This is a genomic window from Cupriavidus sp. 30B13 (genome assembly GCF_049059565.2).
GTDB lineage: Bacteria > Pseudomonadota > Gammaproteobacteria > Burkholderiales > Burkholderiaceae > Cupriavidus.
Genome location: NZ_CP188224.1, coordinates 2782732 through 2809490, shown reverse-complemented (window position 1 = coordinate 2809490; position 26759 = coordinate 2782732). Strand labels below are relative to the sequence as shown.

Below are 26759 nucleotides of genomic sequence, written 5' to 3'. Positions count from 1 at the left end.
TGCGGCCGCCCGCGGGCCGCCTGCCGGCGCCGGCCGCCTCAGTAGTAATGCAGGTCGGTCGCCTTGCCCCAGAATACACGGTACGCGTACAGCGTGTAGCCCAGGATGGTCGGCAGCACCACCGCCGCGCCGGCCAGGATCACGCCCAGCGATTCCGGCGCGCTCGCGGCCTGCCAGATATCGATCCGGTCCACCACCAGGTACGGGAAGATGCTGTACGCCAGCCCGTTGAACGCCATCAGGAAGATCACCGCGGTGCCGGCGAAGGGCACCCAGCACCAGCGGTCGTTGCCACGCTCGTGCATGGCCGGCATGCGCCGCAGCAGCCGGTCGAGGATCACGAACAGCGCCACCGTCACCAGTGGGATCGGCGCCAGCAGGATGATGTTAGGCAGCGAGAACCATTTGTCGAAGATGCGCTGGCTCACCAGCGGCGTCACCACCGAGATCAGCGTCACGCCGGTGCCGGTCAGCCACAGGCTGTGCCGTGCCCAGTACATGGCGCGCCGCTGCAGGCTGCCGCCGGTCTTCATGATCAGCCAGCCCGCGCCCAGCAGGCAGTAGCCCGCCACCAGGCACAGCCCCACCACCACCGCGAAGGCGATGTCCAGCCAGTCGTGGCGGAAGCCGGTGATGTACAGCCCCAGCATCAGCCCCTGCGAGAAGCCGGCCAGCAGCGAGCCCGCATAGAACGCGCGGTTCCACCACGGCTTGTGGTGCGCGCGCGCCTTGACGCGGAAGTCGAACGCCACGCCGCGCACGATGAGCCCGGCCAGCATCAGCGCCACCGGCAGGTAGAGCTGGGTCAGGATCATGCCGTGCGCGATCGGGAAGGCCGTGAGCAGCAGGCCCACGCCCAGCACCAGCCAGGTTTCGTTGGCATCCCAGAACGGGCCGATCGACGCGATCATGGTGTCCTTGTCGGCATCGCCGGCGCGGCGCAGCAGCACCCCCACGCCGAGGTCGTAGCCGTCGAGGATCACGTAGACCAGCATGGAGATGCCCATCAGGGCCAGGAACACCAGCGGCATCCAGCCGGCGGGTTGGGTCAGGTCGTTCATTCTGCGCTCCGCAGTTCGCCGGGCAGCACGGCTTGAGGGGTTTCGATTCGATGGGTTTCGGTTCGATGGGTTTCGATTTGACGGGTTTCGATTTCCGGCTCTCCCGCGCCCGCGCCCGCGTCCGTGCCCGCCTTGCGGGCCAGGTAGAACACCACCGAGACATAGGCCGCGATCAGCGCCGCGTAGAGCGCCAGGTACATCGCCAGCGTGGCGCCGATCATCGCGGCCGGCACCTTGGAGGCGGCCTGCGCCGTGGTCAGCACGCCATACACCAGGTAAGGCTGGCGGCCGATCTCGGTGACGTACCAGCCCGCCACCAGCGCCACCCAGCCCGAGAACGTCATCGCCAGCAGCGCGCGCGCCATCCAGCGCGACGGCTGGCCCTGGCGGCGCAGCTGCCACGCCGCCGTCCACGAGACCGCCAGCATCAGCAGGCCCACGCCCACCATGACGCGGAAAGCGTAGAACAGCGGCGCCACCGGCGGATGCGCGCCCTCGAAGGCATCGATGCCCTTGATCTCGCCGTCGGCGCTGTGGGTCAGGTAGACCGATGCCAGCTTCGGGATCGAAATCTCGAAATCGTTGCTTTGCGTGCCCGCGTTGGGCAGGCCGAACAGCACCGCCGGCGCGCCCTTCCCGGTCTTCCAGATGCCCTCCATGGCGGCGATCTTGGCCGGCTGGTGATGCAGCGTGTTGAGGCCGTGCAGGTCGCCCGCCACGATCTGCAGCGGGATCAGCACCGCCGCGATGACCACTCCGGTGCGCAGCGACGACAGCACCTCCGGCGCGCGGTCGCCGCGCAGCCAGCGGTAGGCCGAGATGCCCGCCAGCAGGAACGCCACCGTCAGCCCCGACGCCAGCAGCATATGCGCGAGGCGGTAGGGGAACGAGGGATTGAAGATCACCGCCAGCCAGCTCGTCACGTGGGCGCGGCCGTCGATCATCTCGAAGCCGGCCGGCGTCTGCATCCACGAGTTCAGCGCCAGGATCCAGAACGCCGACAGCGTGGTGCCGCCCGCCACCAGCAGCGTGGCGACGGTATGCGTGCGATTGCTCACGCGGCGCATGCCGAACAGCATGATGCCGAGGAAGGTCGCCTCCAGGAAGAACGCGGTCAGCACCTCGTAGGCCAGCAGCGGGCCGGCCACGTTGCCCACCGTCTCCATGTAGCCCGGCCAGTTGGTGCCGAACTGGAAGCTCATGGTGATGCCGCTGACCACGCCCAGCGCGAAGGTCAGCGCGAAGATCTTCACCCAGAAGCGGTAGGCCGCCATCCAGCGGTCGTCGCCGGTCTTGTCGAAGCGCAGCTTGAAGAACAGCAGCACCCAGGTCAGCGCGATGCTGATGGTGGGAAACAGGATATGGAAGGTGATATTGGCGGCAAACTGCACGCGCGCCAGCACCACCGGGTCGAGCGACGACAACATGAAACTACTCCTTGCGGGTACGGGCGGGCCTGGCCTTGGCGGCATCGCCCTTGTCGGCATCGGCGCGCGCCTTGCCGCCGATGGCGCTGCCGAGCTTGTCCTTCATCTCGAGCAGCTTGTTGACCTTGGCGCCCAGCTTCATCAGCTTCTCCAGCGTGGCCACGTCGAGCTTCTGGATATCGCCGAACCAGCTCGTCACCAGCACGATCAGCCCGTACATCTCCTTCATGCGCGCCTGCGCATGGCGGTCTTCGGCGCTGGCCGGCGACTCCAGCTGGACTTCGCGCAGCATCGACAGCGTCGGATCGATCTCGCGCCGCCTGCGCTCCTCGGCCAGCGTGCGGAAGATGGCCCAGACATCGTCCGGCGCCGAGAAATACTCGCGCCGGTCGCCCGGCTGGTGCGACAGCCGAACCAGGTTCCACGACTCCAGCTCCTTCAGGCCGATGCTGACATTGGAGCGCGAGAAACCGAGCGCCTCGGCGATTTCGTCGGCGTTGAGCGGGCGCGAGGCGGTGAACAGCAGCGCGTAGATCTGACCGACCGTGCGGTTGATCCCCCAGCGGCTGCCCATTTCGCCGAAATGGAGCACGAAGCGCTGGATCAGGGGCGACAGGTGCATTGCTTGTCTTTTTTGAATTTTTAGAAAGTTGTGAAAGTTTAGTACGGAACGGGAACGCGCGGGAGGGGGCGAGGTGCGGCAACGCGTCGCTGGCGGCCGCGCCCCACGGCAGTCACGTCTCAGAGTTCTTGAGTCTTACCCGTAGTCCCCGGGTCGGAGCGGCCATAGGCGTGCCGGAGAACACGACCATTCAACCGTGTGTCCACCCAAGCATAGTGAAATGATCGGAAGTGGCCGCCGCCCGGACTGGCGCTAGGCGACCTTGACCCTGCGCTTGCCTGTCGTTGCAGCTTCTTCGATTCCCGCCAGCACGCGCCTGCCGGATTCCACCACTGTGGCATCGCGCGTCATCTGGTAGCGCACGATCATCCCTTCCACACACAGCATCGCATCCGCCGCCACGGTGGCCGGCGACGGCAGACCCAGCCGCATGGCTATCCCGGCGATGAACTGTTCCAGTGCCTGTTTGTGCGAAACCGCTTGCTGCAGGTGGCCTGGGCTGCCCGTCGCCCCCGCTTCCGCGACCACGTTGATGAAGGAGCAGCCGCGGTAGTCCTCCTGGGCAAACCACTCGCCCAAGGCGTCCGCGATAACGGACAGCTCAGCCCGCCGGGCAAAGCGTGTTTCCACCGCCTCGATGAACCAGCGCATCCAGAAATCGTGGCGCCAGTCCAGGAATGCCGCGATGAGCTCGTCCTTCGAGGCGAAATTCCGGTACAGCGACATCTTGGCCACGCCTGACTCGGCAATGATCCTGTCGATTCCGGTGGCCCGGAATCCGTCCCGATAAAACAGGCGCGCCGCGGTTTCCAGAATCCGGTCGCGCGCGCTAGGAATGGGCTGGGTCATTTCGGCTACCCCTTACGTTCAGTCGACTCCATAGCTTATGATACAGACCTGTCTGTGTCAATGCGAATTTTCCACAATCCAAATTTCTCTTGAATACAGGTCTGTCTCTTCTATCATAGATACAGACCTGTCTACATCATCAGGTCGCCGCTGATCTCTAAAGGACACTTTCATCATGAACCGTGCATCGAAACTCGCCCTTTCCCTGATTGGAGCCGCCATCATGGCCCAGCATGCCTTCGCCCAGGACGTCTCGACGGATCCGAACCTCGATCCGCAAGTTCGCAGCTTCCTCGTGGAGCTCAACAAGGACAGTTCCCCGTTCTGGGAACTGCCTCAGCCCAAGCCGCAGGACATCCTGACGGGGCTGCAAAGCAAAACGCCGGTAGACATGTCGGGGGTGACGACCTCGGAGCGCACGATTACGGCCGATGGCCGTACCGTGAAGATCTACATCATGAAGCCGGACCAACCCGCGGCCAAGCCGGGCGTTCTGTTCTTCATCCACGGCGGGGTCTGGATCGTCGGTAACTTCGCCAACCATCAGCGCCTGCTGCGCGATCTCGTCGTCGGCTCGGGACAGGTAGGCGTGTTCGTCGAGTACACGCCGCTGCCGCAGGCCAGGTTCCCCACGCAACTGGACGAATCGTATGCGGCTCTCAAATGGGTGGCGGCCCACGCTGGCGAGTTCGGTGCCGACGGCAGCCGCATCGCCGTGGCAGGAAACTCCGTGGGCGGCGACATGACGGCAGCCATAACCATGATGGCCAAGGACCGCGGCGGCCCGAAGATCCGCTATCAGGTGCTGCTGATTCCGGCCACCGATGCAAGTGTCGACACGGATTCGTACAAGCGCTTTGGGACCGGCTACTTCCTGTCGCGTGGCTTCATGGACTATGGATGGAACCTCTACGCCCCGGATGCGAAAACGCGGGACAACCCATACGTCTCGCCGTTGCGTGCCAGTGACGCGGAGCTCAAGGGTTTGCCGCCCGCGCTCGTCATCACCGCACAGAGCGACCCGCTGCGCGATGAGGGCGAGGCGTATGCCCGCAAGCTGAAAGAGGCTGGCGTGCCGGTCGCGGCCGTTCGCTATAACGGCACCATCCACGACTTCGTACTGCTCAATGCACTGCGTCATGTGCCTTCGACCGAGGCGGCACTTCAGCAGATCAGCTCCGGCATCCGCGAGCATCTCGCAAAATGAACCTCCGTGTGGCTCTGGCGGGCGCCGACATGTCGATTTCCTGGATGGATGCGGCGGAATGAACACGCAACGGCGGATCGATGACACACTTGTGCGCGTCGATCGTGCTCGTCATCGGATGCGGCCACGCGGCGACGTTGCGCGTCGCGTGGGCCTGACTATGCGGCCACGGCGGTCTTCCAGGAACCCCCCGTTGCTGGTTATGATTTATCTCGAAATCGCATCAATCGGCCAAGCACCGGGGTTGTTCCTTTGACCGGCAGGCCCCCCAACCCCAAGTGCGAGATGGACATCAGCCAACTCAAGATCTTTTCGCGTGTCGCCAGGCTCAAGAGTTTTTCCGGGGCGGCCCGCGAGTTATCGATCTCCCAATCGCAGGCGTCGCGGGCTGTCTCCGACCTCGAGCAGGAACTTGGCGTCTCCTTGCTGGCTCGCACCACGCGGGCGGTGATTCCCACCGAAGAAGGAACAGAGTACCTGGCCCGCATCGAGCCCGTTCTGGATCAGCTGGATGAAGCGGAGCAGAGCGTCCGTCGGGGCGAACTGCGTGGCACCCTGCGGATCGGCATGCCGACAAGCGCGGGCGTGCGTGAGATCATTCCGCTGATCCCCCCGTTCGCGGAGATGCATCCCAAGCTGTCGCTGCAGGTCATCCTGGGCGACCGGAAACAGGATCTTGTGCGCGACGCGGTGGATGTAGCGCTGAGGATGGGAATGCTGCCGGATTCCAACGCTACGGCCAGGCTGCTCACGACCTATCCGCGGCTGATCGTCGCCGCGCCGGGATATCTCGATCGATATGGCACGCCGCCGACACCGTCCGCGCTGCCAGAGCACCGGATCGTCCACGGACCCGCCGGAAGCGTCGACACGGCGTGGGCGTTTTCCCGCGAGGGCACCGATGAGTCCGTCTCGGTCCGGCCAAGCATCTCTTTCAATGACAACGAAGGTGTCGTCGCTGCCACGGTCGCCGGCATGGGCATCGCGTCGATCGGGTTGTGGGCCTGTCGGCGAGAACTGGAAGAAGGCAGGCTGGTACGCCTGCTATCCGACTGGGACATGGTTCCGACACGTGTCTATGCCTACTATCCGCTCGGGAAGGCGACGCGATATTCGGCGCGGGCGTTCATCCATTACCTGAGCGCCAGGCTGGAAGGCATCGCCGCGGTTCCCGGCGGTGTTTCCGCCGGGCCCAACTGATTGCGCGGCGGTTTTTCGGCAGCCAGGCGGTGCCGATGAACCGCGCGACACCGCGCAGATCACGGGGATTGATCCCCGATCCGGATAGGTGATAACCAGATCGACCAGCTAGTCGTCGCGACTTCCGGGCTCCATGATTGGACATGACTACCGAGGCAACGAAAGGCGTTGTCCCGGAGCCCATTCATCCATCGAAGGAGTTGTTCATGTCCAAGCTTGCAGGTAAAGTCGCCATTGTCACTGGCGCATCCAAGGGAATCGGTGCAGCGATCGCAAAGGCACTCGCCGCGAACGGTGCAAAGGTGGTTGTCAACTACGCAACCAGCAAGTCCGGCGCGGACGCGGTGGTTCAAGCCATCACCGACGCAGGCGGCCAGGCGGTGGCCACGCAGGGTGACGTGTCGAAGGGCGCCGACGCCAGGCGCGTGGTCGATACCGCCATCGTCACGTATGGAAAGCTCGACATCCTGGTCAACAACTCGGGGGTCTACGAGTTCGGCGCCCTTGACGAAGTCACGGAGGCGCAATTCCACAGGATGTTCGATATCAATGTGCTGGGTCTAATGCTGATGACCCAGGCAGCGTCAGCGCAACTCGGCGAAGGCGGCAGTATCGTCAACATCGGGTCCGCCGTCACTGCCATCACGCCGCCAGGAACCGCGCTGTACACCGCCACCAAAGGCGCGGTCGACGTCATCACCGGCGTGCTCGCAAAGGAACTGGGCGCGCGCAAGATCCGGGTCAACTCCGTCAACCCGAGCCTCACGGCAACCGAGGGCACCCATGACGCGGGAATGCTGGCCTCGGAGTTCGAGGCCGGCATCGTCGCGCAGACCCCGCTGGGCCGCCTCGGGCAGCCGCAGGACATCGCCGATGTCGTGGCTTTCGTCGCCTCGGACGATGCACGCTGGCTCACCGGCGAGAAGATCATCGCTGGCGGCGGACTTCGTTGATCGGGCGTGGCGGATACCCCCAAGCGTTCCATTTGACATCCACGCAGAGTCGCAGCGACCTGCACGCTTGACACCGCCCCGACCCGGTGAACGGTCCGCCGGCTTTCCTGACTCCAACGGCGTCGGGAAAGCATGCGAGTCATTGCGTGCCATGTACCCGGATGGCTGACGTCATTGAAATGCAGCTTCTGACCGACCCGGCCGTCCCGCGGCTACGAACACCCCCAAATGGATGGGTGTTTAGTTGGCGCAACATTTTGGTCTTGATGACACCTTTAATGTGATGCAAAGTGCTTCGGCTTTGGCAGAATACGTTTCATGCCGGCACCGAAGGTTATCAAGCCGGCAATCGTCATCACGCGGCCGCTGTGGCCGATGACGACACAAGAAAACACGTAAAACAAGGAAGGTGTCCGCAGTGGGTCGCATGAAAACCAGCCTCGCGCTTGGCGCGCTAGGCCTAGTCCTGTCCGGGTGCAGCGTCGTTGCACCTCCCTATCCTCCGTCGCTCGATAACGTCCAGACCCTCAAGAACAGCGGCGCCGCGCCCACGCGCGTCGGCACGTTCAATGCAAGCGGGACCGGCGTCAAGCATCCCATTCCGCTGCGTGCCAACAGCCTGGTGTCACCGTACGGCGGCACGTGGTCGGCGTATCTCTCGGAAGCCGTCACCCGCGAGCTGACCATGGCCGGAAAGATGTCGTCGGACGCAGACGTAGTGATCTCCGGCACGCTGCTGCGCAACGAGATCGATCCGGCGATCGTCACCGCTTCCGGCGACGTATCGGCACGCTTTGTCGTGAAGAAGGGGGACACCGTCCGCTACGACCAGATCAAGTCGGTCCATCGCGAATGGGATTCATCGTTCGCGGCTGCCGTGGCGATTCCGAAGGCGGTCACCGAATACGGCTACACGGTGCAGGCGCTGCTCGGCACGCTCTACGCCGACCCCGCTTTCCTGGACGCTTTGAAGTAAACCCCACAGCAACACCAAAAGGAGAAAACGATGCGTGCCTGGTTCACGATCGCTAGCCGTTGCGCGGCTGTCGTCGCGCTGATCGCACTGGCTGGCTGTGCTCACCCGATTCAGATCGCGACGGACAAGTCCGCGCCCGCCACGCCGGCCGAGAGGAAAGTCGACAAGAACATCGGCTTCGTCCTCCCCGATGCGCTGCTGACCAAGGAAGTGACCACGCCGGGCGGCGGTGGCGACAAGGTCAGCTACCTGCCGTACCGCGACCTCGAGGTACCGATCTACAGTACGCTGTCGAACGTGTTCGCCAATGCGACCAAGCTCAAGGCGCCGGACGATCGCGCCATGATCGACAAGGCGCAGCTTGCCTACATCCTGACGCCGGAGATCACGACCGAGTCGTCGTCCGACAGCGCGCTCACCTGGCCTCCAACCCGTTTCACGATCAACCTTACCTGCACCGTGACGGACCTCAACGGCAAGGTCGTCTTTAAGAAGATCGTCACGGGCCAAGGGAACGCAGAGTTCTCCGAGTTCAAGCGCAACTTCTCGCTGTCCGCCCAGCGTGCCAGCGAGGATATGCTTAGCAATCTGCAGAAGGCGCTCAGCGAAGCGCCCGAACTCAGCGCGGCACGCTGACGCCTTGCGCGGTATCGGTTGCAAGCGGGGGCTCTATGCCCCCGTTCTCATTGTTGGCACGGCTGTATGCGCAGACTGCGCCAGTCCGATGACTGGGTGGACGGCGCTGCACCTTGCGTGTACCCATGAACTGTCGGACAGGTGGCGAATTTGCCCACCCTTCTTGAGAATCTGGCTCGTTTAGCCTGAGACACGGTGACGCAAGACGTTGATGCGGCCGGCCGGCGCTACTCACCAACTGAGGCGAGACAGCCGCGACTACGCCTACACCTCCGGAAACAGCCTCTCCACCGCGCGCCGGATGCCGCCGTAGCCCGTGCAGCGGCAGATGTTGCCGCACATCAGGGCCTTGGCCTCGCCGGCGGCGGGGCGGGGCTGTTGCCGGTGCAGGTAGGTCATGGTCATCACCATGCCGGCGGTGCAATAGCCGCACTGCACGCCGCCGCATTCGGCCAGCGCTGCGCGCACGGGCTCGCTGGCGGTGTCGGCCGCGACCGATTCGATGGTGCGCACCGCCTGGCCCTGGATCTGGTAGGCCATCAGCAGGCAGGCATTGGCGGGGGCATCGTCGAGCCAGACCATGCAGGCGCCGCAACGGCCGACTTCGCAGCCGGGCTTGGCGCCGGTGAGGTGCCAGTGCTCGCGCAGCAGCGTGAGCAGGCGCGTGTCGGGGCTGCATTGCACGCGCACGGGCTGGCCGTTGAGCCGCAGTTCCAGGATGAAGGGGGCGGGCCGGGTGCCGGGGGCCGGGACGTTCATGCGGGCTTCTCCAACAGCGCGATGACCTGCGCGGGCTGCACGGGCAGGCGGGTGACGGGGTGGCCCAGCGCGGCGGCGATGGCGCTGGCCACGGCGGGGGTGGCGAAGTTCACGCTGATCTCGCCCGCGCCGCGCGGGCCGATGGGATCGCCGTCGGGCAGGTTCTGGATGGCGATGACGTCCATGGCGGGGGCGTCGGCCAGCGTGGGCACGAGGTAGGTGTCGAGGTTGCGCGCGGTGTAGCGGCCATCCACGCATTCCAGTTCTTCCTGGGTGCACATGGCCAGCCCCATGACGGCGCCGCCTTCCATCTGTCCCAGGTAGCCCTGCGGCGAGATGGTGGGGCCCAGCGCCGTGCACATGACCAGTTGCTGCACGCTGATCACGCCGCTCCAGCTGTCCACGCGCACCTGGGCGATGGCCGCGCAGGCGCCGAACACGAAATGCGTGTCGTGCGCATTGCCTGCGGGGTCCTCGGCGGGCAGGTCCACGTCCAGGCAGGGCCGGTCCGGTCCCAGCAGCTGCGCCAGGGCGCGGTAGGACAGGCGCAGGCCTTGGGCATCGTGCACGCCGCCCTCGCCCAGGCGCAGCGTGGCGGCGGGCTGGCCCAGTTGCCGGGCGGCGGGCTCCAGCAGCGACTGCCGCCAGGCCGCGCGGGCATGGGTGACGGCGCGCCAGGCCAGGGTGGTGGCGCGCGAGGCGGCCACCGGGCCGGAGTCGGGCGCGTGGCGCGTGTCGCCCAGCACGGGGCGCACGTCGCCGGGTCCGCAGCCGAGGTGCTCCACGCAGAGGTTGCGGATCACGCCCACCAGGTTCTGCCCCAGCTCGGTGAAGCCGCAGCGCAGCTCGATGGCGCCGTCTTCGGCCAGGGCCAGCGCCATGCGGCTGGCGCCGGGGCCGCCTTTGCCGAAGCCGTCGCTGCGGTGGACCAGGGCCAGGCCGGTGCCGTAGCGGTAGCGCGCGTCGGCGCTGCGCCAGTGGCGCGGCGCCTGCCACAGCGGCTGCCGGCGCGCCACGTCCAGCGCGCGATGCGGGCCGTCGAACGGCACCACCTGCTGGCCCAGCGGGCCGGGGCCGTCGGGCGCGGCCAGGTTGAGCGCGCGGAAGGCGGCGGGATCGAGGCCGGCCAGCGCGGCCAGGCGGTCGATCTGCTGCTCCAGCGCGTATTGCACCTGCACCGCGCCGAAGCCGCGGAACGCGCCGGCCACGCCGTTGTTGGTATAGGCCAGGCGCGCGTGGAGATGCACGGCCCGGTAGCGGTAGGGGCCGGGGCTGTGTTCCACGGCCGCGTCCAGCACCTCGGGGCCATGGGTCGCGTAGGCGCCGGTGTCGGCCAGGATGTCGGCCTGCTGGAAGGTGAGCCGGCCGCGCGCGTCGCAGCCCATGCGCAGCCGGATGCGCATCGGGTGGCGCTTGACGCCGAAGTCCACCGACTGCGGCCGCGTCAGGTGCAGCCGCACCGGGCGCCCGGCCTGCCACGCCAGCAGGGCCGCGACGGGCTGCACGGTGAGTTCGTCCTTGCCGCCATACGAGCCGCCGACCGGCGTGCCCACGGCATGCACCTTGTCGTGCGGCAGCCGCAGCATGTCGGCAATCACCTGGCGCTCGCGCGCCGGGTTGTGGCCGCCGAAGAACAGGCGCAGGCCGCCCTCGCCGTCGGGCTCGGCGACGCCGCCCTCGGTCTCCAGGAAGGCATGCATCTGGCGCGGCGTGGTGTAGGTGTCCTCCACGACATGGACGCTGGCGGCCTCGGCCGCGGCCAGGTCGCCGCGGCGGTGCTCCACCTGGTGCAGCAGGTTGCCGCCGGCGTGCACCCAGGCGTCCTCGGGGCAGCGCGGGTCCAGCGCGGCGGCCGGGTCGCCGACCAGGGGCAGCGGTTCGTACTTGACCTCGATCAGCGCCAGCGCCGCGCGGGCGGTGGCCATGTCGACCGCCGCCACGGCAGCCACCGGATCGCCCACGTAGCGCGCCTTGTCGGCGCACAGCACGGGCCGGTCGGCCTTGCGCAGGCCGTAGACGGCGGTGCCGGGAATGTCGGCATGGGTAACCACGGCATGCACGCCGGGCAGCGCGCGCGCGGCGGCGGTGTCGATGCGCACGATGCGCGCGTGGGGGTGCGGGCTGCCCAGGATGGCGCCGCGCAGTTGGCCTTCGGCGATGCGGTCGGTCAGGTAGCCGGGGTTGCCCGAGAGCTTGGCGTGGATATCGGGCCGACACTCGGGCTGGCACTCGGGCTGGCACTCGGGCCTGGATCCGGCCTCGCAGTCCAGCGGGCGCAGGGTCCGGTGCGGGGTGGCGAAGGCCGGGGCGGCCGGCTGGTCCGTGGTGGTCATGGCGTCATGGGGAGCAATGCCGGCAGGTCATGCGGGCGGTTCACAGCAGGCCGCAGTGGCCGGCGATCAGCCGGCTGGCGATCAGGGCCAGCGGCGGCGGCAGCGCGCGCAGGCAGGCGCCGCGCACGGCGGCCAGGCCGGGGCGCGGCCCGGGCTCGGCCAGCAGGGCTTCCACGGCGTGCAGGCGCACGGCGCTCACGCCCGGGGCGCCGGCCGCGGCCCGCACCACGGCGCGCCCGCGCGCGGCGTCGCGCCAGCGCAGGGCCAGCCGCAGGCGCCCGGGCGAGAACGCGGCCCGGTAGCCGACTTTCTCGAACACGGCGTGCACCGGCCGGCGGGCATCGGCGCGCGGCAGGTGGAAGGCCACCATCAGCGGGCGCACCGGGCGCAGCAAGGTCCGCTCCAGCGGCTCGCGCGTGCCGTCGGCCAGCTCCGCCTCGGCGTCCAGCGCCAGCAGCACCGGCGCGCTGTCGCCCATGCCCCAGCCCACGTTGCCGCCCAGCGTGCCCAGGCGGCGCACGCCCAGCGCGCCGAGCTGGCCCAGCGCCTCGCTCAGCAGCGGCGCATGGGCGAGCACCAGCGCATGCGTGCGCACGGTTTCCAGGCGCGCGCCGGCGCCGATGCGCAGGTGGGCCTCGCCGAGCGCGATGCGCTGGGTTTCGGGCCAGGCCTGCACGTTGATGAAGCACAGGCCGGGCGGGGCCAGCCGGGGCTCGTCCCACTCTTGCTGGAGCAGGGTGCCGCCGGCGATGAAGCGGGCGCGCGCGCCGAGCCGGTCGGCCAGGGCCTGCGCGTCCTGCGGGGTGGCGGGCGTGACGAGTTCCATGCGCGCCGCCCCTTCAGCGCCCGGCCCAGAACTGCCGCTGCAAGGCGGCGATCTCGGCCTCCATCTCCGGCACCGGGCCGATCAGCTCCACGGCTTTCTGGCAATGATCGAACACGTAGCGCGCGGGCACGCTCATGGTGGGATTCTCGGCGTGGCTGCCCGTGCATTGCAGCAGGTCGCGCTCGGTCATGCCGAAGACCACGCAGCCGATATTGGCCCAGTAGGCCGTGCCCGCGCACATGCAGCAGGGCTCCACCGTGGTGTAGAGCGTGCAGCCCCACAGGAACGCGGGCGTGTAGTTGGTGGCCGCCACGCGCGCCAGCGTGGATTCGGCGTGGTTCACGGTGTCGATATTGCACTGCTCGAGCAGCACGGTCTCGTGGTCGGGGCCGACCAGGATGGCGCCGAACGGGTGGTGGCCCAGCTCGACGGCGCGCTGCGCCACCTGCTGCGCGCGGCGCAGGTGGCGGCGGATCTGTTCCGGCGTGCGGGGCAGGCGGGGGGCGGAGGTGTCGGTCATGGCGAGGGCGTCCGGGTCGGTTGTCGCGGTTGCCGCGGTTGTCGCGGTGGTCGCGGTGGTCGTGGAGAAGGGCGTTCAGGAGCCGCTGCCCTGGCTCCACGGGAACAGGCGCCGGTGCAGCAGTTCCACCAGGCCATAGAGCAGCAGGCTGCTGGCCACCAGCAGGGCCAGCGCGGCAAAGGCCACCGCCACCTTGAAGGACGAGGTGGCGAACAGGATCAGGTAGCCCAGGCCTTTCTCCGCGGCCACGAACTCGGCCACCACGGCGCCGACGATGGCCAGCGTGATGGACACCTTGAGCGCGGAGAACAGGTAGGGCACGGCGAACGGCATGCGGATCTGCCAGTACTGGCGCGCGGCGGTGGCGCGCAGCGAGCGCGACAGCTCGATCAGTTCCGCCGGCACCGAGGCCAGGCCCAGCGCGGTGGAAACCACCAGCGGGAAGAAGGCGATCATGGTGGTGATCACCACGCGGGGCAGCATGCCCGCGCCCAGCGTGACCACGATGATGGGCGCCACCGCCACGATGGGCGTGGACTGGATCACCACCAGCCACGGCATGACGATGCGCGACAGCAGCGGCGAGCGCGTGATGGCCACCGCCGTCGGCAGCGCCAGGCAGATGGCCACGGCATAACCGGCCAGCGCCACCTGCAGCGTGGCGGCGAGGTGCTCCGCCCAGCGCGCCGCGCCAAGCTCCCGCGCGGCGCGCCAGATCTGGCTGGGCGCGGGAAAGATGTACTCGGGCAGGTGCAGCAGGCGGCAGGCGGCCTCCCACAGGCCGAGCGCCAGCAGGAAGACGCACAGGCTGGCATGGCGGTTGATGAAGGCAGGCATGGGGGCTCGTTCTCGTTGCGGCGTCATTCGGGTTTGCGGCTGAAGACCTGCACGCGGATGTCGTTGGCCATCTGCGTGAACACCGGGTCGGCCAGCGTGGCCAGGCTGCGCGGGCGCGGCAGCGGCACCTCGATGATGCCGGCCACGCGGCCCGGGCGCGCGCTCATGACCACGATGCGGTCCGACAGCAGCAGCGCTTCCTGGATCGAGTGCGTCACGAAGACCACGGTCTTGGGCCGCTCGTTCCAGATGCGCAGCAGCTCGAAGCTCATCTCGTCGCGCGTAAGCGCGTCCAGCGCCGAGAAGGGTTCGTCCATGAGCAGGATGTCCGGATCGTGCAGCAGCGAGCGGGCGATCGAGACGCGCTGCTGCATGCCGCCCGAGAGCTCGCCGGGGCGCTTGTGGCCGAAGTCCTGCAGCCCTGTCATGGCCAGCAACTCGCGCGCGCGCGCCAGGTCGCGGGCATCCACGCGGCCATACTTGTGGCGCATGGGAAAGGTGATGTTGTCCAGCACGCTGAGCCAGGGCAGCAGCGTGGGCTTCTGGAACACCATGCCGATCTCGTCGCGCGGCTCGGTCACCGGCAGGCCGAAGATGCAGACCTCGCCGCCGGTGGGGCGCAGCAGGCCGGAGATCAGCCGCAGGATGGTGGACTTGCCGCAGCCCGACGGGCCGATCAGCGAGACGAACTCGTGGCGGCGCAGGTGCAGGTCCACGCCTTGCAGGGCCGTGACGGGACTGCCATCGCTGGAGACAAAGGTCTGGGTGACCGCGTTCAGGTCGATAACGGATTGCATGGCGGACGGCAGGTAGCCGATGGCAGGTGGCAGGTGGCGGAAAGCCCGGGCCGGAGCGCCGGCCCGGGCCGCGGGGGCGAAGCGGGCGCGGGGCTTACTTGCCCAGGAACCTGCGGTCCACCAGCTTCTCGGCATCGACCTTGCCGAGGTCGTAGTTCATGGACCTGGCCACCCAGCCCCAGGTGGCGGCCAGCAGCTTGGGATCGAACCTGCCCAGCCCGTCGCGCTTGCTGATGTCGTTCTGCAGCAGCGGGATGGAGGCCTCGAACTCGGCCTTGACCACGGCCACGTCGGCCTCGGGCACGCTGGCCTTGAGCGCCTCGGCCGCCTTCTGCGGGTCCTTGATGGAGAACGCCAGCGATTTCTGCAGCGCGCGCAGGTAGCGCCTGAGCACGTCGGGGCGCTCCTCGATGGTCTTGTCGCTGGCCATCACGGACCAGCCGTAGCCGTCCAGGCCGAAGCGGCTCCAGGGCAGCACGGCCAGTTCCTTGTCGGCCTGCCGGAGCACGGCGCCGAAGGCCGGCGCCACGGTCACCCAGTTGATGGTGGCGTCCACGCGGCCCTGCGCCAGCATCGGGGCCAGCGTGGCGGGGTCCGACTTGATCACCTTGATCTTGCCGGGGTCGACGCCGTTCTTTTGCAGCACCACGGGCCACAAGGCGTTGGACGAGGAGAAGGTGGGCATGGCCACGGTCTTGCCTTCCATGTCCTTGAGGGTCTTGATCTTGCTGTCGGCGCGGGTAAACAGCGCGTCCGGCTGGCTGGAGTACAGCGACATCACGGCCTTGACCGGGATCTTGCTTTCGGCGGCCGCCGTCATCAGCGCCGAGATGCCGCCGAAGCCCACGTCGGCCGAGCCCGAGGCGATCTTGGTCACGGCGTCCGAGGAGCCGCGCCCGGGCACGATCTTCACCTCCAGGCCTTCTTCCTTGAAGAAGCCTTGTTGCACGCCGGCGTAGACGAAGGATTTGTCGCCGCCGGGCAGCCAGTCCAGCTGCACGGTCAGTTTGTCGGCGGCCGAGGCGCCGGCCGAGAGGGCCAGCAGCAGCGAGGCAAAGAGGGGACGCAAGGTCATGGTGAAACTCCCGTGGGGCGTGGCAAGGAAAAAAGAAGGGTCATGGCGCGGCGGCGTGCCGGGGCAAGGGGGCGAGCGGCAGGTCGTCCAGGACCGGCAGCAGCGCCGCCGTCAGCGCCTGCGGACAGGCCAACTGGGGCACGTGGCCGCAGTCCAGGCTGATGCGCCGCGCGCCGGGCGCGAGGGCCTGCATGCGCCGCTGCAGGGGCAACAGGACCGAGCGGTCCCGCAGGCATTCCACGTAGACGCGCGGCACGCTGCCGAAGCGCCCGGCGCTGAGCCGGTTGCGCATGCTGCGGCCGGTCTCGGGCTGGGCGCACAGGCGCGCGGCCGCCCGCCGCGCCGCCGCCGGCTCGCAGTCGTGCAGGAACAGCGCCAGCGCGGCCTCGGCGGGCACGCGGCTGGCGCCGCGCGCCGCATCCCATTGCAGGTGCGGGTCGACGCCGTCATAGGCGAAGCCGGGATCGGCGGCGCGGCATTGGGCGATCACGTCGCCATAGCTGGCGCCGTCCGGCAGCATCATGCCGGCCAGGTAGACCAGCGCGCGCACGCGCCCGGGCGCGGCCTCGGCCACCTGGGAGGCGGTCATGCCGCCGCCGCTGTGGCCCACCACCACGGCGGGCGCGTCCAGCCGCGCGAGCAGTTCCCGCACATGGCGGGTGTAGCCGCGCAGATGCGCGTCGGCGGCGCGTTCGGGGCTGCGGTCGTTGCCTGGCAGGTCCACCGCGTGGACCTGCCAGCCGGCCGCCTCGAGCAGCGGCTGCCAGGCCGCGAAGGCCCAGCTGCCTTGCCAGGCGCCGTGGATGAGGACGATGTGGGGAGCGGGCATCGGTGCGTTCCCGGCTCAGCCGTAGGTGCGGCGGTAGCACTCGATCTGGTGCTGCTCCACGGTCACCGCCGGGTATCTCGGCGTCTCGCCGGGCGCCAGGCAGGTGGGCAGGCATTCCACCCGGTGCAGCAGGTTGCCGGTGAAGAAGAACGGCACGGAAAAGCGCTCGCGGCCCGAGCGGTTGATCACGCGGTGCAGCGTGGACACATAGCGGTCGTTGGTCCAGCGCGCGAACAGGTCGCCGATATTGACCACGAAGGCGCCGGGCACCGGCGGCGCGTCGATCCAGCACCGCTGCTGCGCGTCCCAGACCTGCAGGCCGCCGGCCTCGTCCTGCAGCAGCAGGGTCACGCCGCCGAAATCCGTATGCTCGCCGCAGCCTTTTTCGCCGGGCCGGGCCTGGGCCGGCTGGGGCGGGTAGTGCAGCAGGCGCAGCGTGGCGGCGGCGTCCCGCAGGTAGCCGTCGAAATGGCTGGCCGGCAGGTCGAGGGACAGCGCCAGGCCGCGGACGACGGTCTCGCCCAGCGCGCGGGCCGCGCGGTAGTAGGCCTGCATCACGGGCTGGAAGTCGGGCAGCGCGGCGGGCCACTGGTTGGGGCCGGTGTTGAAGCGGCCGGCCAGCACGCGCGGGTCGTCGGCGGCGACTTCCGCGCCCACGTAGAAGCTCTCCTTGAGATCGGGCGGCGCGCCGGCCTCCAGGGTCTGGGCACGCAGCGGCTCGTAGCCGCGATTGCAGGGCGAGAGCTTCTTGTCCACCGCCAGCTTGTCCGCCATGCCGAGGTCGAAGAAGCGCTGGCTGGCGGCGAACACCTGGTCGATCAGCGCCTGGTCGATGCCGTGGTTGCGGATATAGAAGAAACCGCGTTGCTCGCAAGCCTGGCGCAGTTGCGCGGCCACCGCCCGGCGCGCGGCGGGGTCGGCGCCGCGCAGGCCGGCGATGTCGATCAGGGGCAGGCTCAGGGCGGAAGCGGGGGCGTCGTCTTTCACGGCGGAAGGTCTCTGGCGGATCGATGCGGCCCAGTGTAGAGATGAGCGCCTGCGTCAGATAGCGCCGTTTTTTGCGCGGGGCGATGCCGAAAAGAGAGCGGCGGGCGCGGCGGGCAAGCGCGCCGCCCGAAAGTGGTGCGCCCGCCGGCGGCTACGCACTCAACTGGTGCTGCCGGGCATGCAGCTGGCGCAGCGACACGCTCTCTTCGTCCTCGCGCCACTCGATGGCTTCGGCCGCGAGGTGGATGAAGGCATCCAGCGCCGAGGGCAGGGTGCGGCCCGCGCGCACGTAGACGCCCAGCTCCGAGTACAGCGTGGTGGGGGCGTCCAGCGGCACATGCACCAGCCGGCCTTCGCGCAGCTCGCGCTCCAGGCCCAGGCGGCTCTGGAAGAACAGCCCCACGCCACGCTCGACCAGGCTCTTGGCGAGTTCGATGGACGAGGTCTCCAGCAGCACCTGCAGCGCGCGCTTGTGGTTGGCGATCACCGGCTGCAGCAGGCCGTGCATGGACAGTTCGGGCGCGGGCAGGATCAGCGGGTAGGCCGCGCAACTGGCGAAGTCCACGCGCGGCAGGCCAGCCAGCGGGTGCTCCGGCGGCACGATGGCCCCCAGCGCGAAACGGCCCATCGTGCATTGGCGCAGGCTCTCGTGGCGGCGCACCGAAAAGCCGATGCCCACGTCGGCATCGCCCTGCATCACCGCCTGGGCGGCCTGGTCCGAGCCGCAGATGCGCACCTGGATCTGGACGGTGGGATAGCGCCGGTGCATCTGGGTCAGCATGGCCGGCATGAGGTCCGCGTTGAGCCCTTCGACGGCGGCCACGCTGACCGAGCCGCGGCGCACCCCGCGCAGCATTTCCAGCTCGGTGACCAGGCGGTGCTCGTCCTGCAGCACGGTGATCACATGCCGCGAGAACACCTCGCCCGCGGGCGTGAGGCGCAGGCCCGTGGCCATGCGCTCGAACAGCGGCGTGCCGATTTCCTCCTCGAGCTGCAGCAACTGGCGGTTCACGGCCGACGAGGCCACGTGCAGCCGGCGCGCGGCCTCGCGGATGGAGCCGCTGCGGCGGATCATGTCGAAGTAGCGGATGGAGCGGGCGTGGATATGCATGCCACGGCATGAGCACGCGCCGTGCCAGCGGCCCGCGGCCCGTTGGTTCCACTGCCCGGCGCGAACGGGATCCACGCATATCCATATCCGAAACGCTTTGTTGCCGCCGCCGGTGCGATCCCGCAAGATGCCCGCTTGCTTGTGCGTTCCCCGTTTTACCTGTACCCCTTTTACCTGTACCCCTTTATCTGTACCTCTCTACCTGTACCCCTTTACCTGCCTCGCCGCCGGGCCCGCATGCCTTCCGCCTTCCGCTCCCCGTTCTTTCCCCGCGCCGCCGCCCTGGGCGCCCTGCTTTGCCTGATGGCGGGCGCCGCGCATGCCGACGCCACGCTCGACAAGGTCAGGCAGCGCGGCCGGCTCAGCGTCGGCATCGACGGCGCCAGCCCGCCGTTCGGCTTCATGGACACGGCCAGCGGCAAGGTCGGGGGCTACCAGACCGATCTCGCGGCCGATATCGCGCGGCGCCTGGGCGTGCAGCTGGAGACCGTGCCCGTCACCGCCAACACCCGCGTGCAGTTCCTCAACACCGGCAAGGTGGACCTGCTGATCGCCAATATCCAGTGGACGCAGGAGCGCAGCGAGATCCTGTCCTTCGCGCCCACGCCCTACGACCTCGTGGGCGGCGCGGCGATGGTCTCGCGCGCGAGCGGCATCCATCGCTGGGAGGACCTGCGCGGCAAGGTGGCGTGCGTCTCGCAGGGCAGCAACTTCGCCCGGCCGCTGCAGGAAACCTACGGCGCCATCGTCAAGGGCCTGCGCGGCATCCCCGAATCGCTGCTGGCGCTCAAGGGCGGTTCGTGCGCGGCCTCGGTGCACGTCCAGCCGTCGCTCTACCAGAAGCTGCACGGCGACGGCGCCGCCGAGTGGAAGGACTACGAGCTGGCGACGCAGGACCAGCTGATCCCGTCGCCCACCGTGGTCTGGATGCGCCGCGGCGAGACCGACACGCAGGCGTTCGTCGACGCGGCCATCCGCGACTGGCACCGCTCCGGCCTGCTGCTGCGCACCGCGCAGAAATACGGCGTGCCGGATGCCTACATCAAGCTCCGCAACCAGAAGGCGCAGCAGGGCGAATTCGATCGCGCGCCGCTGGCGCAGGCCGCGAAATGACGCTGCCGATGCCGACTCCATCCCGTTCCGGCCCGGCCGCGCGCGTCCTGCGCGCCGCGCTGCTGGCCGGCCTCGCGCTGGCCGCCGCCGCCGCCCATGCCGACGCCACGCTCGACAAGATCCGCCAGCGCGGCAAGCTCGTGGCCGGCGTGATCCTTTCCGGGCCACCCTTCGGCACGCTGGACCCGGCCACGCAGAAGCCCGTCGGCTACAACGTGGCCTTGTCCGAAGGCGTGGCCAGGGGGCTGGGCGTGGCGCTGGAGACGGTGCAGGTGCAGCCATCCAACCGCGTGCAGTTCCTGCAGCAGGGCAAGGTCGACATCCTGATCGCCAACATGCAGTGGACGCAGGAGCGCAGCGAGATCCTGACCTTCGTGCCCACGCCGTTCGAGGAAGTCGGCGGCGCGGCCGTGGCGAGGAAGGGCAGCGGCATCGCGCGCTGGGAAGACCTCCGTGGCAAGCCGGTCTGCGTTTCGCAGGGCAGCAACTTCACCAAGCCGCTGATCGAGCAGTACGGCGCGCAGATCAAAGCCTTCCGCGGCCAGCCCGAGTCGCTGCTGGCGCTGCGGGGCGGCAACTGCGCGGCCGCGGTGCACGTGAGCCCGACCCTGCGCGACCTGGTGGACCACAACGCGGACTGGAGCGGCTACGAGATCGTTTCGCCGCGCGACCTGATCCCGTCGCCGTCGGTGATCTGGGTGCGCCGGGGCGAGGCCGATACCCAGGCCGCCATCGACCGCATCGTGCAGGACTGGCACCGCACCGGCTGGCTGATCGACGTGGAGAAGAAGAACGGCATGACGCCCACGCCGCTGCTGTACCAGTTGCACGACAAATATCGCAAGGCGCCGGGCTGAGCCAGCCGCGGCGCGAAGGAAGCCTGCCCATGACCTCCCTGCTGGAAGCGCTGCGCGCCGGCCTTGGCGCGCAGCATGTCCTGGCCGGCGCCGACGCGGCCGGCTATCTCACCGACCAGCATGGCCGCCTGCGCGGCCAGGCGCTCGCGGTGGCGCGGCCCGCCGATACGGCGCAGGTGGCGCTGGTGGTGCGCCTGTGCCGCGAGCACCGCGTGCCGGTGGTGCCGCAGGGCGGCAATACCGGCCTGATGGGCGGCGCCACGCCGGACGCCAGCGGCCGCGCCGTGCTGCTGTCGCTGGGGCGCCTGAACCGCCTGCGCGCGGTCGACACCGACAACGACACCATCACCGTGGAAGCCGGCTGCGTGCTCGCCAACGTGCAGCAGGCCGCGCGCGACGCGGGCCGGCTGTTCCCGCTGAGCCTGGGCTCCGAAGGCAGCTGCACCATCGGCGGCAACCTGTCCACCAATGCCGGCGGCACCCAGGTGCTGCGCTACGGCAACACGCGCGAGCTCACGCTCGGGCTGGAAGTGGTCACCGCCGAGGGCGAGGTCTGGGACGGCCTGCGCGGCCTGCGCAAGGACAACACCGGCTACGCCTTGCGCGATCTCTACATCGGCAGCGAAGGCACGCTCGGCATCATCACCGCGGCCACGCTCAAGCTGTATCCGCTGCCGGCGACGCAGCAGACCGCGCTGCTGGCCTTTCCCTGCATCGGCAACGCGGTCGCCTTCCTGTCGCGCGCGCGGGCCGGCTTCGGCGCCGCGCTGACCGCGTTCGAGCTGATCTCCGACACCGCGCTGGGCCTGATCGCCCGCCACGTGCCGGAGCAGCCGATCCCGCTGCCGGACCTGGACCATCCCTGGTACGCGTTGCTGGAGCTGTCCGACAGCGAGGGCGAGGAGCACGCCCGCGCGCGCTTCGAGGCGGTGGTGGGCGCCGCCTTCGAGGATGGCCTCGTCACCGACGCGGCCATCGCCGAGACCCTGGCGCAGAGCGAGGCGCTGTGGCGCCTGCGCGATGAGGCGCTGGGCGAGGCGCAGCGCCGCGACGGCCGCAATGTCAAACACGACGTCTCGGTGCCCGTGTCGCGCATCCCGGCGTTCCTGCGCGGCACCGCGGCCGCGCTCGAAGCCCGCTTCCCCGGCGTGCGGCCCGTGGTGTTCGGCCACCTCGGCGACGGCAACCTGCACTACAACGTCTCGCACGCGCCGCACCAGACCGCCGCCGCCGTGTTCGCGGTCGAAGACGAGATCCACGAGGTGGTGCACGACAGCGTGCATGCGCACGGCGGCTCGATCAGCGCCGAGCACGGCATCGGCCAGCTCAAGCGGGACGTGCTGCCGCGCTACAAGAGCGCGGTGGAGATGGACCTGCTGCGCCGGCTCAAGCAGGCACTGGACCCGCTGGGTTTGCTCAACCCGGGCAAGGTGCTGCGCGAGGAAGGGCCGGCGCAGGCATAGCGCCGGCCCGGCACGGCAAGCCAGGCGGGCCGCTACAGCACCGCCGAGGTGCCGCCGTCGATGTTGATGCTGGTGCCGGTCACGTAGCTGGCCGCCTGCGAGGCCAGGAAGGCGATGACGTTGGCGGCTTCCTCGGCATGGCCCACGCGGCCGAGCGGGATGTCGCCGGCCATGCGGGCATAGAGCTCCTCGACCGGGATGCCGGCCTGCGCCGCCTTCTTCTCGTGCTGCCCGGCGCGCACCAGGCCGATGCACACGGTGTTCACCAGGATATTCTCCGGCGCGAACTCCTTGGACAGCGCCTTGGTGAACGCCAGCCCGGCGGCGCGCGTGACGGTGGTCGGCGTGGACTTGGCGCGCGGCTGCTTGGCGCCGATATTGGTGACGTTGACGATGCGCCCGCCGCCTTGCTGCCGCATGTGGGGTATGGCGAGCCGCGCCAGGCGGATCGCGGCGAACAGCTTGAGCTCGAAGTCCGCCTGCCAGGCCTCGTCGGACACGGTCTCGAACGCGCCCGTGGCCGACGTGCCGGCGTTGTTGACGAGGATGTCGAGGCGGCCGAACGCGCCGAGGGCGGCCGTCACCAGTTGCGCGCAGTCGCCGGCCCGGCTCACGTCCGCCTGCACCGCCGCGACCCGGCCGCCCAGCGCGCGGATTTCCTCCGCCACCTGGTCCAGCCGCTCGCGGCCGCGCGCGGCGACCACCACGGCCGCGCCTTCCTGCGCCAGCCGCAGCGCGGCGGCCTTGCCGATGCCCTGCGAGCCGCCGGTGACGATCGCCACCTTGTCCTTCAGTCCGAGATCCATCTCATCCCCTCCCTTTTTTCCGGTCATCGTCCGGCGCGTAGTTTATCCGGTAGGCGGGGACCTCGCTTGCCGCGCGGCGTGGCCACCGGAGGGGGAGGCGGGAAGCGGGAGGCGGAAGCGGGAAGCGGGAAGCGGAAGCGGGGAAGCGGACCGGCGGCGCCCGGCGCCGGCCCGCCCGCTGGCGACGCGGCGGCCGTCAGGCAAAGTCCGCATCGAGCACGACGCGGTAGCTGGCCTTGCCCGCCTCGAGATGCGCGATGGCGTCGTTGACCTTGCTCATCGGGAAATGCTCCACCCTGGGCGCGATCCGGTGCCGCGCGGCGAAGCGCAGCATCTTGTCGAGCGAGCTGCGCGCGCCGCTCGGCGAGGCCGAGAGCGACGCCTGCGCGCCCAGCAGCGACATCACGTGCACCGGGATCGGCTGGTCGACGATGCCGACGAAGTGCAGCCGGCCCTTGGGCGCCAGCATCGCGGTGATCTTGTCCCAGTCGAGCGGCACGGCGACGGTCACGAGCAGCAGGTCGAACTTGCCCTTGAGCGCCTCCCACTCGGCCGGGTCGCGGCTCGACACCACGTGGCTGGCGCCCAGCGCCAGGATCTCGTCGTACTTCGACCGGGTCGAGGAGAAGGCCGTGACGTCGCTGCCCCACGCGCGGCAGAACTGCAGCGCGAGATGGCCCAGCCCGCCGATGCCGAACACGCCGACGCGGGCGGTGGGCCGCAGCGCGTATTCCATCAGCGGCGAGAACACCGTGATGCCCGCGCAGAACAGCGGGCCGGCGTCGGCGGCGTCCAGCTCCGCGGGCACGGGGATGGTCCACAGCCAGTGCGCCTTGACCCGGTCGGCGAAGCCGCCGTGGTTACCGAAGATGGTCGCCTGCAGCGACGAGCACAGGTGGGGCGCGCCTTCGAGGCACGGGTCGCAATGCTGGCAGCTCTGCTTGTTCCAGCCCACCCCCACGGTCTGCCCGACCGACAGGCCCTTGGCCGCGGCCACCTCGCCGAGCGCGGCGATGCGCCCGACGATCTCGTGGCCGGGCACGAGCGGAAACGGGATCATGCCCCACTCGTTGTGGATGAAGGCGAGGTCCGTGTGGCAGAGCCCGCAGTGGGTGACCTCGATCTCCACTTCCTCGGGCCCGGCGGGAGGCATTTCGTAGGTAAACGGCTGCAGCTTCGCGCCGGCTTCGAGCGCGGCCCACGCTTGGACGGTTGACATTGGCTATCTCCGGGAAACGGCAATATGCCGGGCTCGGCACGCGCGCCTGCGCAAGGGCGGGCCCGGGAAGGGATGCCGTTCAACAATATGCGATATGTCGCGATGAATAAATCGCAACCGGCCCGCTTCAGTTTTCGGAGCCGGCCGACAATGGCAACAATGGCCTTTGCCGGCACTGCGGCGGCCGCGCGTTTTGCCGATGTGGTGTTGCCAGCACCGCCCGGGCACGGCACTATACTGGGGCGCCCCTCCCCTGCGCGGCGCGCGTGGGTACGCCGTCCTGGCCATCCGGCCGGCGGCGCCCGCGCCGGCGCGCCGCAATGTCACCCGACGTCACCGTCTCCCGGTAGAAGAAGGCCCGAAAATTGGCTGATCACGATCTGGCAAAGCTGAAAATCGACCGCGGCGCGCTCGCGCCCGCTCCCCGCCGGCGCCGCTGGCTGCGCTACGCGGCGGCGGCGGCGGTGGTCGCCGTGCTGCTCGGCGTCGCCGCCCGGCTGGCGGCCCCGCCCGCGGTGGAAACGGCGACTGTGGCTTCCGCCTATCCTTCGCAGGCCTATACCCTGCTCAACGCGACCGGCTACGTGGTGCCGCAGCGCAAGGCCGCGGTCGGCTCCAAGGCGCAGGGCCGCCTCGAATGGCTGGGCGTGCTCGAAGGCTCGCAGGTGAAGCTGGACGAAGTGATCGCCCGGATCGAGAGCCGCGACGTGCAGGCCGCGCTGGCGCAGGCGTCGGCGCAGGTAAACGTGGCACAGGCCAACTACGAGCTGCAGGTCGCCGAACTCAAGGACGCGGAGATCAGCCTGCGCCGCTCCGAGACGCTGCTGGTGCCGAAGGCCATTTCCACGGCGCAGTACGATGCCGATTTCGCGCGCTACAACAAGGCGAAGGCCTCGGTCAGCAGCGCCCGCGCCGCCATCGTCTCGGCGCAGGCCAATGCGCGCGCCGCGCAGGTCGCGGTGGACCAGACCGTGATCCGCGCGCCGTTCGACGGCGTGGTGCTGATCCGGCACGCCAACGTGGGCGACAACATCACGCCGTTCTCGTCCGCCTCCGACACCAAGGGCGCCGTGGTGACCATCGCCGACATGCAGACGCTGGAAGTCGAGGCGGACGTGGCCGAATCCAATATCGGCAAGATCAGCGTGGACCAGCCGTGCGAGCTGCAGCTCGACGCGCTGCCGGCGCTGCGGCTGGAAGGCCGCGTGTCGCGCATCGTGCCCACGGTGGACCGCTCCAAGGCCACCGTGCTGGTCAAGGTGCGCTTCGTGGACCGCGACGCGCGCGTGCTGCCCGACATGAGCGCCAAGATCGCCTTCCTCGAAAAGCCGGTGCCGGCGCAGGACCGCAAGCCCGTGGTCGCGGTGCAGCCCGCCGCGGTGGTCGAGCGCGGCGGCCGCAAGGTGGCCTATGTGCTGGGCAAGGACGGCACCGTGCGGGAAACCCCGGTCACCACCGGCGCCGCGCTGGGCGAGCTCGTCGCGGTCGGCGGCGTGGCGCCCGGCGACGTGGTGGTGCTGGCCCCCGGCGACAAGCTGCGCGACGGCGCCAAAGTCACCGTGGCGAAGAAGTAGCATGCAATCCGCCGCCGCCGCTACCCCGCTCGTCGCCATCCGCCACGTCGCCAAGTCGTACCGGCGCGGCGCGCAGACCGTGCCGGTCCTGACCGACATCACGCTCGACATCGCCGAAGGCGACTTCATCGCGCTGATGGGCCCGTCCGGCTCCGGCAAGAGCACGCTGCTGAACCTGATCGCCGGCATCGACCGGCCCGACGCCGGCGAACTGCTGGTGGCCGGGTTCGACATCGCGCGGCTTGCCGAAGCCACGCTGGCCGAGTGGCGCGCCGCCCACGTCGGCTTCATCTTCCAGTTCTACAACCTGATGCCGGTGCTGACCGCGTTCGAGAACGTCGAGCTGCCGCTGATGCTGACGCGCCTGAACCGCGCGCAGCGGCGCGAGCGGGTCGGCATGGTGCTGGAGATGGTGAACCTGGCCGACCGCATGAGCCACTATCCGTCCGAGCTGTCCGGCGGCCAGCAGCAGCGCGTGGCGATCGCCCGCGCGCTGATCACCGACCCCATGCTGATCGTGGCGGACGAGCCCACCGGCGACCTCGACCGCACCTCGGCCGCGGAGATCCTGGCCATGCTGCGGCGGCTCAACGCGGAACTGGGCAAGACCATCGTCATGGTCACCCACGACGCGCATGCGGCCGCCGCGGCGAAGTCGCTGGTGCACCTGGAGAAGGGGGAACTGATCCATGGCCAGGCCGGTTGAGCGGCGCGGCGGGCGG

The 26759-nt window shown here is 69.2% G+C and carries 26 protein-coding genes; 10 read left to right on the top strand and 16 right to left on the bottom strand.

Translation table 11 applies throughout. The features are described from left to right. Positions 1–38: 38 nt before the first annotated feature. The 4 genes from ACKI2N_RS31615 to ACKI2N_RS31600 form a co-directional block, all read right to left on the bottom strand. Entirely contained in the window at positions 39–1061 is a 1023-nt protein-coding gene (locus tag ACKI2N_RS31615; protein WP_420992085.1) for a cytochrome d ubiquinol oxidase subunit II, read from the bottom strand. Then, on the bottom strand, positions 1058–2488 hold the full coding sequence (locus ACKI2N_RS31610) for a cytochrome ubiquinol oxidase subunit I (protein ID WP_420992086.1): 1431 nt from the start codon (positions 2486–2488) through the stop codon (positions 1058–1060). Before ACKI2N_RS31610 ends, ACKI2N_RS31615 begins: the two co-directional genes overlap by 4 nt. Positions 2489–2492: 4 nt before the next feature. Continuing rightward, positions 2493–3110 (bottom strand): GbsR/MarR family transcriptional regulator, encoded by a 618-nt coding sequence (locus ACKI2N_RS31605; protein ID WP_420992087.1) that lies wholly within the window; start codon positions 3108–3110, stop codon positions 2493–2495. Between the two features lie 252 nt (positions 3111–3362). Next, a complete protein-coding gene (locus tag ACKI2N_RS31600) occupies positions 3363–3959 on the bottom strand; it encodes a TetR/AcrR family transcriptional regulator (RefSeq protein WP_420992088.1) in 597 nt (198 codons plus the stop codon). Positions 3960–4134: 175 nt separating this feature from the next. Here ACKI2N_RS31600 and ACKI2N_RS31595 point away from each other — a divergent pair, with 175 nt between their 5' ends. From ACKI2N_RS31595 to ACKI2N_RS31575, 5 genes are all read left to right on the top strand, one after another. After that, on the top strand, positions 4135–5166 hold the full coding sequence (locus tag ACKI2N_RS31595) for an alpha/beta hydrolase (protein ID WP_420992089.1): 1032 nt from the start codon (positions 4135–4137) through the stop codon (positions 5164–5166). 285 nt (positions 5167–5451) lie between these two features. Next, complete coding sequence (locus ACKI2N_RS31590) at positions 5452–6366, top strand: LysR family transcriptional regulator (RefSeq protein WP_420992090.1); 915 nt, start codon at positions 5452–5454, stop codon at positions 6364–6366. A 206-nt stretch (positions 6367–6572) separates the two neighbouring features. Then, positions 6573–7319 (top strand): glucose 1-dehydrogenase, encoded by a 747-nt coding sequence (locus ACKI2N_RS31585; protein WP_420992091.1) that lies wholly within the window; start codon positions 6573–6575, stop codon positions 7317–7319. 427 nt (positions 7320–7746) lie between these two features. Continuing rightward, positions 7747–8295: a hypothetical protein gene (locus ACKI2N_RS31580; RefSeq protein WP_420992092.1), complete on the top strand. Its 549-nt coding sequence runs from the start codon at positions 7747–7749 to the stop codon at positions 8293–8295. Between the two features lie 30 nt (positions 8296–8325). Beyond that, positions 8326–8931 (top strand): hypothetical protein, encoded by a 606-nt coding sequence (locus tag ACKI2N_RS31575; protein ID WP_420992093.1) that lies wholly within the window; start codon positions 8326–8328, stop codon positions 8929–8931. A 264-nt stretch (positions 8932–9195) separates the two neighbouring features. Here ACKI2N_RS31575 and ACKI2N_RS31570 read toward each other — a convergent pair whose 3' ends face one another. The 10 genes from ACKI2N_RS31570 to ACKI2N_RS31525 all read right to left on the bottom strand — a co-directional run bounded on the left by ACKI2N_RS31570 (position 9196) and on the right by ACKI2N_RS31525 (position 19005). Then, on the bottom strand, positions 9196–9690 hold the full coding sequence (locus ACKI2N_RS31570; RefSeq protein WP_420992094.1) for a (2Fe-2S)-binding protein: 495 nt from the start codon (positions 9688–9690) through the stop codon (positions 9196–9198). After that, positions 9687–12023, bottom strand: coding sequence for a xanthine dehydrogenase family protein molybdopterin-binding subunit (locus tag ACKI2N_RS31565; RefSeq protein WP_420992095.1), 2337 nt, complete (start codon positions 12021–12023; stop codon positions 9687–9689). The genes ACKI2N_RS31570 and ACKI2N_RS31565 overlap by 4 nt, the downstream gene beginning before the upstream one ends. Before the next feature lie 40 nt (positions 12024–12063). Beyond that, the gene (locus ACKI2N_RS31560; protein ID WP_420992096.1) at positions 12064–12849 is read right to left on the bottom strand and encodes an FAD binding domain-containing protein; all 786 of its coding nucleotides are present in this window, start codon (positions 12847–12849) and stop codon (positions 12064–12066) included. A gap of 13 nt (positions 12850–12862) precedes the next feature. Then, positions 12863–13369, bottom strand: a complete 507-nt coding sequence (locus tag ACKI2N_RS31555) for a nucleoside deaminase (protein WP_420992097.1) — start codon at positions 13367–13369, stop codon at positions 12863–12865. Positions 13370–13444: 75 nt separating this feature from the next. Continuing rightward, entirely contained in the window at positions 13445–14206 is a 762-nt protein-coding gene (locus tag ACKI2N_RS31550; RefSeq protein ID WP_420992098.1) for an ABC transporter permease, read from the bottom strand. Positions 14207–14229: 23 nt separating this feature from the next. Further along, on the bottom strand, positions 14230–15003 hold the full coding sequence (locus ACKI2N_RS31545; protein WP_420992099.1) for an ABC transporter ATP-binding protein: 774 nt from the start codon (positions 15001–15003) through the stop codon (positions 14230–14232). A gap of 94 nt (positions 15004–15097) precedes the next feature. After that, positions 15098–16078: an ABC transporter substrate-binding protein gene (locus tag ACKI2N_RS31540; RefSeq protein ID WP_420992100.1), complete on the bottom strand. Its 981-nt coding sequence runs from the start codon at positions 16076–16078 to the stop codon at positions 15098–15100. 40 nt (positions 16079–16118) lie between these two features. After that, positions 16119–16907: an alpha/beta fold hydrolase gene (locus ACKI2N_RS31535; RefSeq protein ID WP_420992101.1), complete on the bottom strand. Its 789-nt coding sequence runs from the start codon at positions 16905–16907 to the stop codon at positions 16119–16121. 15 nt (positions 16908–16922) lie between these two features. Further along, positions 16923–17894 (bottom strand): isopenicillin N synthase family dioxygenase, encoded by a 972-nt coding sequence (locus ACKI2N_RS31530; protein ID WP_420992102.1) that lies wholly within the window; start codon positions 17892–17894, stop codon positions 16923–16925. Positions 17895–18045: 151 nt separating this feature from the next. Further along, positions 18046–19005, bottom strand: coding sequence for a LysR family transcriptional regulator (locus ACKI2N_RS31525; protein WP_420992103.1), 960 nt, complete (start codon positions 19003–19005; stop codon positions 18046–18048). Between the two features lie 237 nt (positions 19006–19242). Here ACKI2N_RS31525 and ACKI2N_RS31520 point away from each other — a divergent pair, with 237 nt between their 5' ends. Genes ACKI2N_RS31520 through ACKI2N_RS31510 form a run of 3 tightly spaced genes read left to right on the top strand, consistent with a single transcriptional unit; the run spans position 19243 to position 22438 of the window. After that, positions 19243–20118 (top strand): transporter substrate-binding domain-containing protein, encoded by an 876-nt coding sequence (locus ACKI2N_RS31520; protein ID WP_420992104.1) that lies wholly within the window; start codon positions 19243–19245, stop codon positions 20116–20118. An 8-nt stretch (positions 20119–20126) separates the two neighbouring features. After that, positions 20127–20975: a transporter substrate-binding domain-containing protein gene (locus ACKI2N_RS31515; RefSeq protein WP_420992105.1), complete on the top strand. Its 849-nt coding sequence runs from the start codon at positions 20127–20129 to the stop codon at positions 20973–20975. A 29-nt stretch (positions 20976–21004) separates the two neighbouring features. After that, on the top strand, positions 21005–22438 hold the full coding sequence (locus tag ACKI2N_RS31510; RefSeq protein WP_420992106.1) for an FAD-binding oxidoreductase: 1434 nt from the start codon (positions 21005–21007) through the stop codon (positions 22436–22438). A 32-nt stretch (positions 22439–22470) separates the two neighbouring features. Here ACKI2N_RS31510 and ACKI2N_RS31505 read toward each other — a convergent pair whose 3' ends face one another. Together ACKI2N_RS31505 and ahr are read right to left on the bottom strand one after the other, a co-directional pair. After that, complete coding sequence (locus tag ACKI2N_RS31505; RefSeq protein WP_420992107.1) at positions 22471–23244, bottom strand: SDR family oxidoreductase; 774 nt, start codon at positions 23242–23244, stop codon at positions 22471–22473. 196 nt (positions 23245–23440) lie between these two features. Continuing rightward, complete coding sequence (gene ahr, locus ACKI2N_RS31500) at positions 23441–24463, bottom strand: NADPH-dependent aldehyde reductase Ahr (RefSeq protein WP_420992108.1); 1023 nt, start codon at positions 24461–24463, stop codon at positions 23441–23443. A gap of 365 nt (positions 24464–24828) precedes the next feature. Between ahr and ACKI2N_RS31495 the strand changes: the two genes are divergently transcribed. Both ACKI2N_RS31495 and ACKI2N_RS31490 read left to right on the top strand, forming a co-directional pair. Continuing rightward, the gene (locus ACKI2N_RS31495) at positions 24829–26037 is read left to right on the top strand and encodes an efflux RND transporter periplasmic adaptor subunit (RefSeq protein WP_420992109.1); all 1209 of its coding nucleotides are present in this window, start codon (positions 24829–24831) and stop codon (positions 26035–26037) included. Position 26038: 1 nt separating this feature from the next. Continuing rightward, positions 26039–26743, top strand: a complete 705-nt coding sequence (locus ACKI2N_RS31490; RefSeq protein ID WP_420992110.1) for an ABC transporter ATP-binding protein — start codon at positions 26039–26041, stop codon at positions 26741–26743. The last annotated feature ends 16 nt before the right edge of the window (positions 26744–26759 follow it).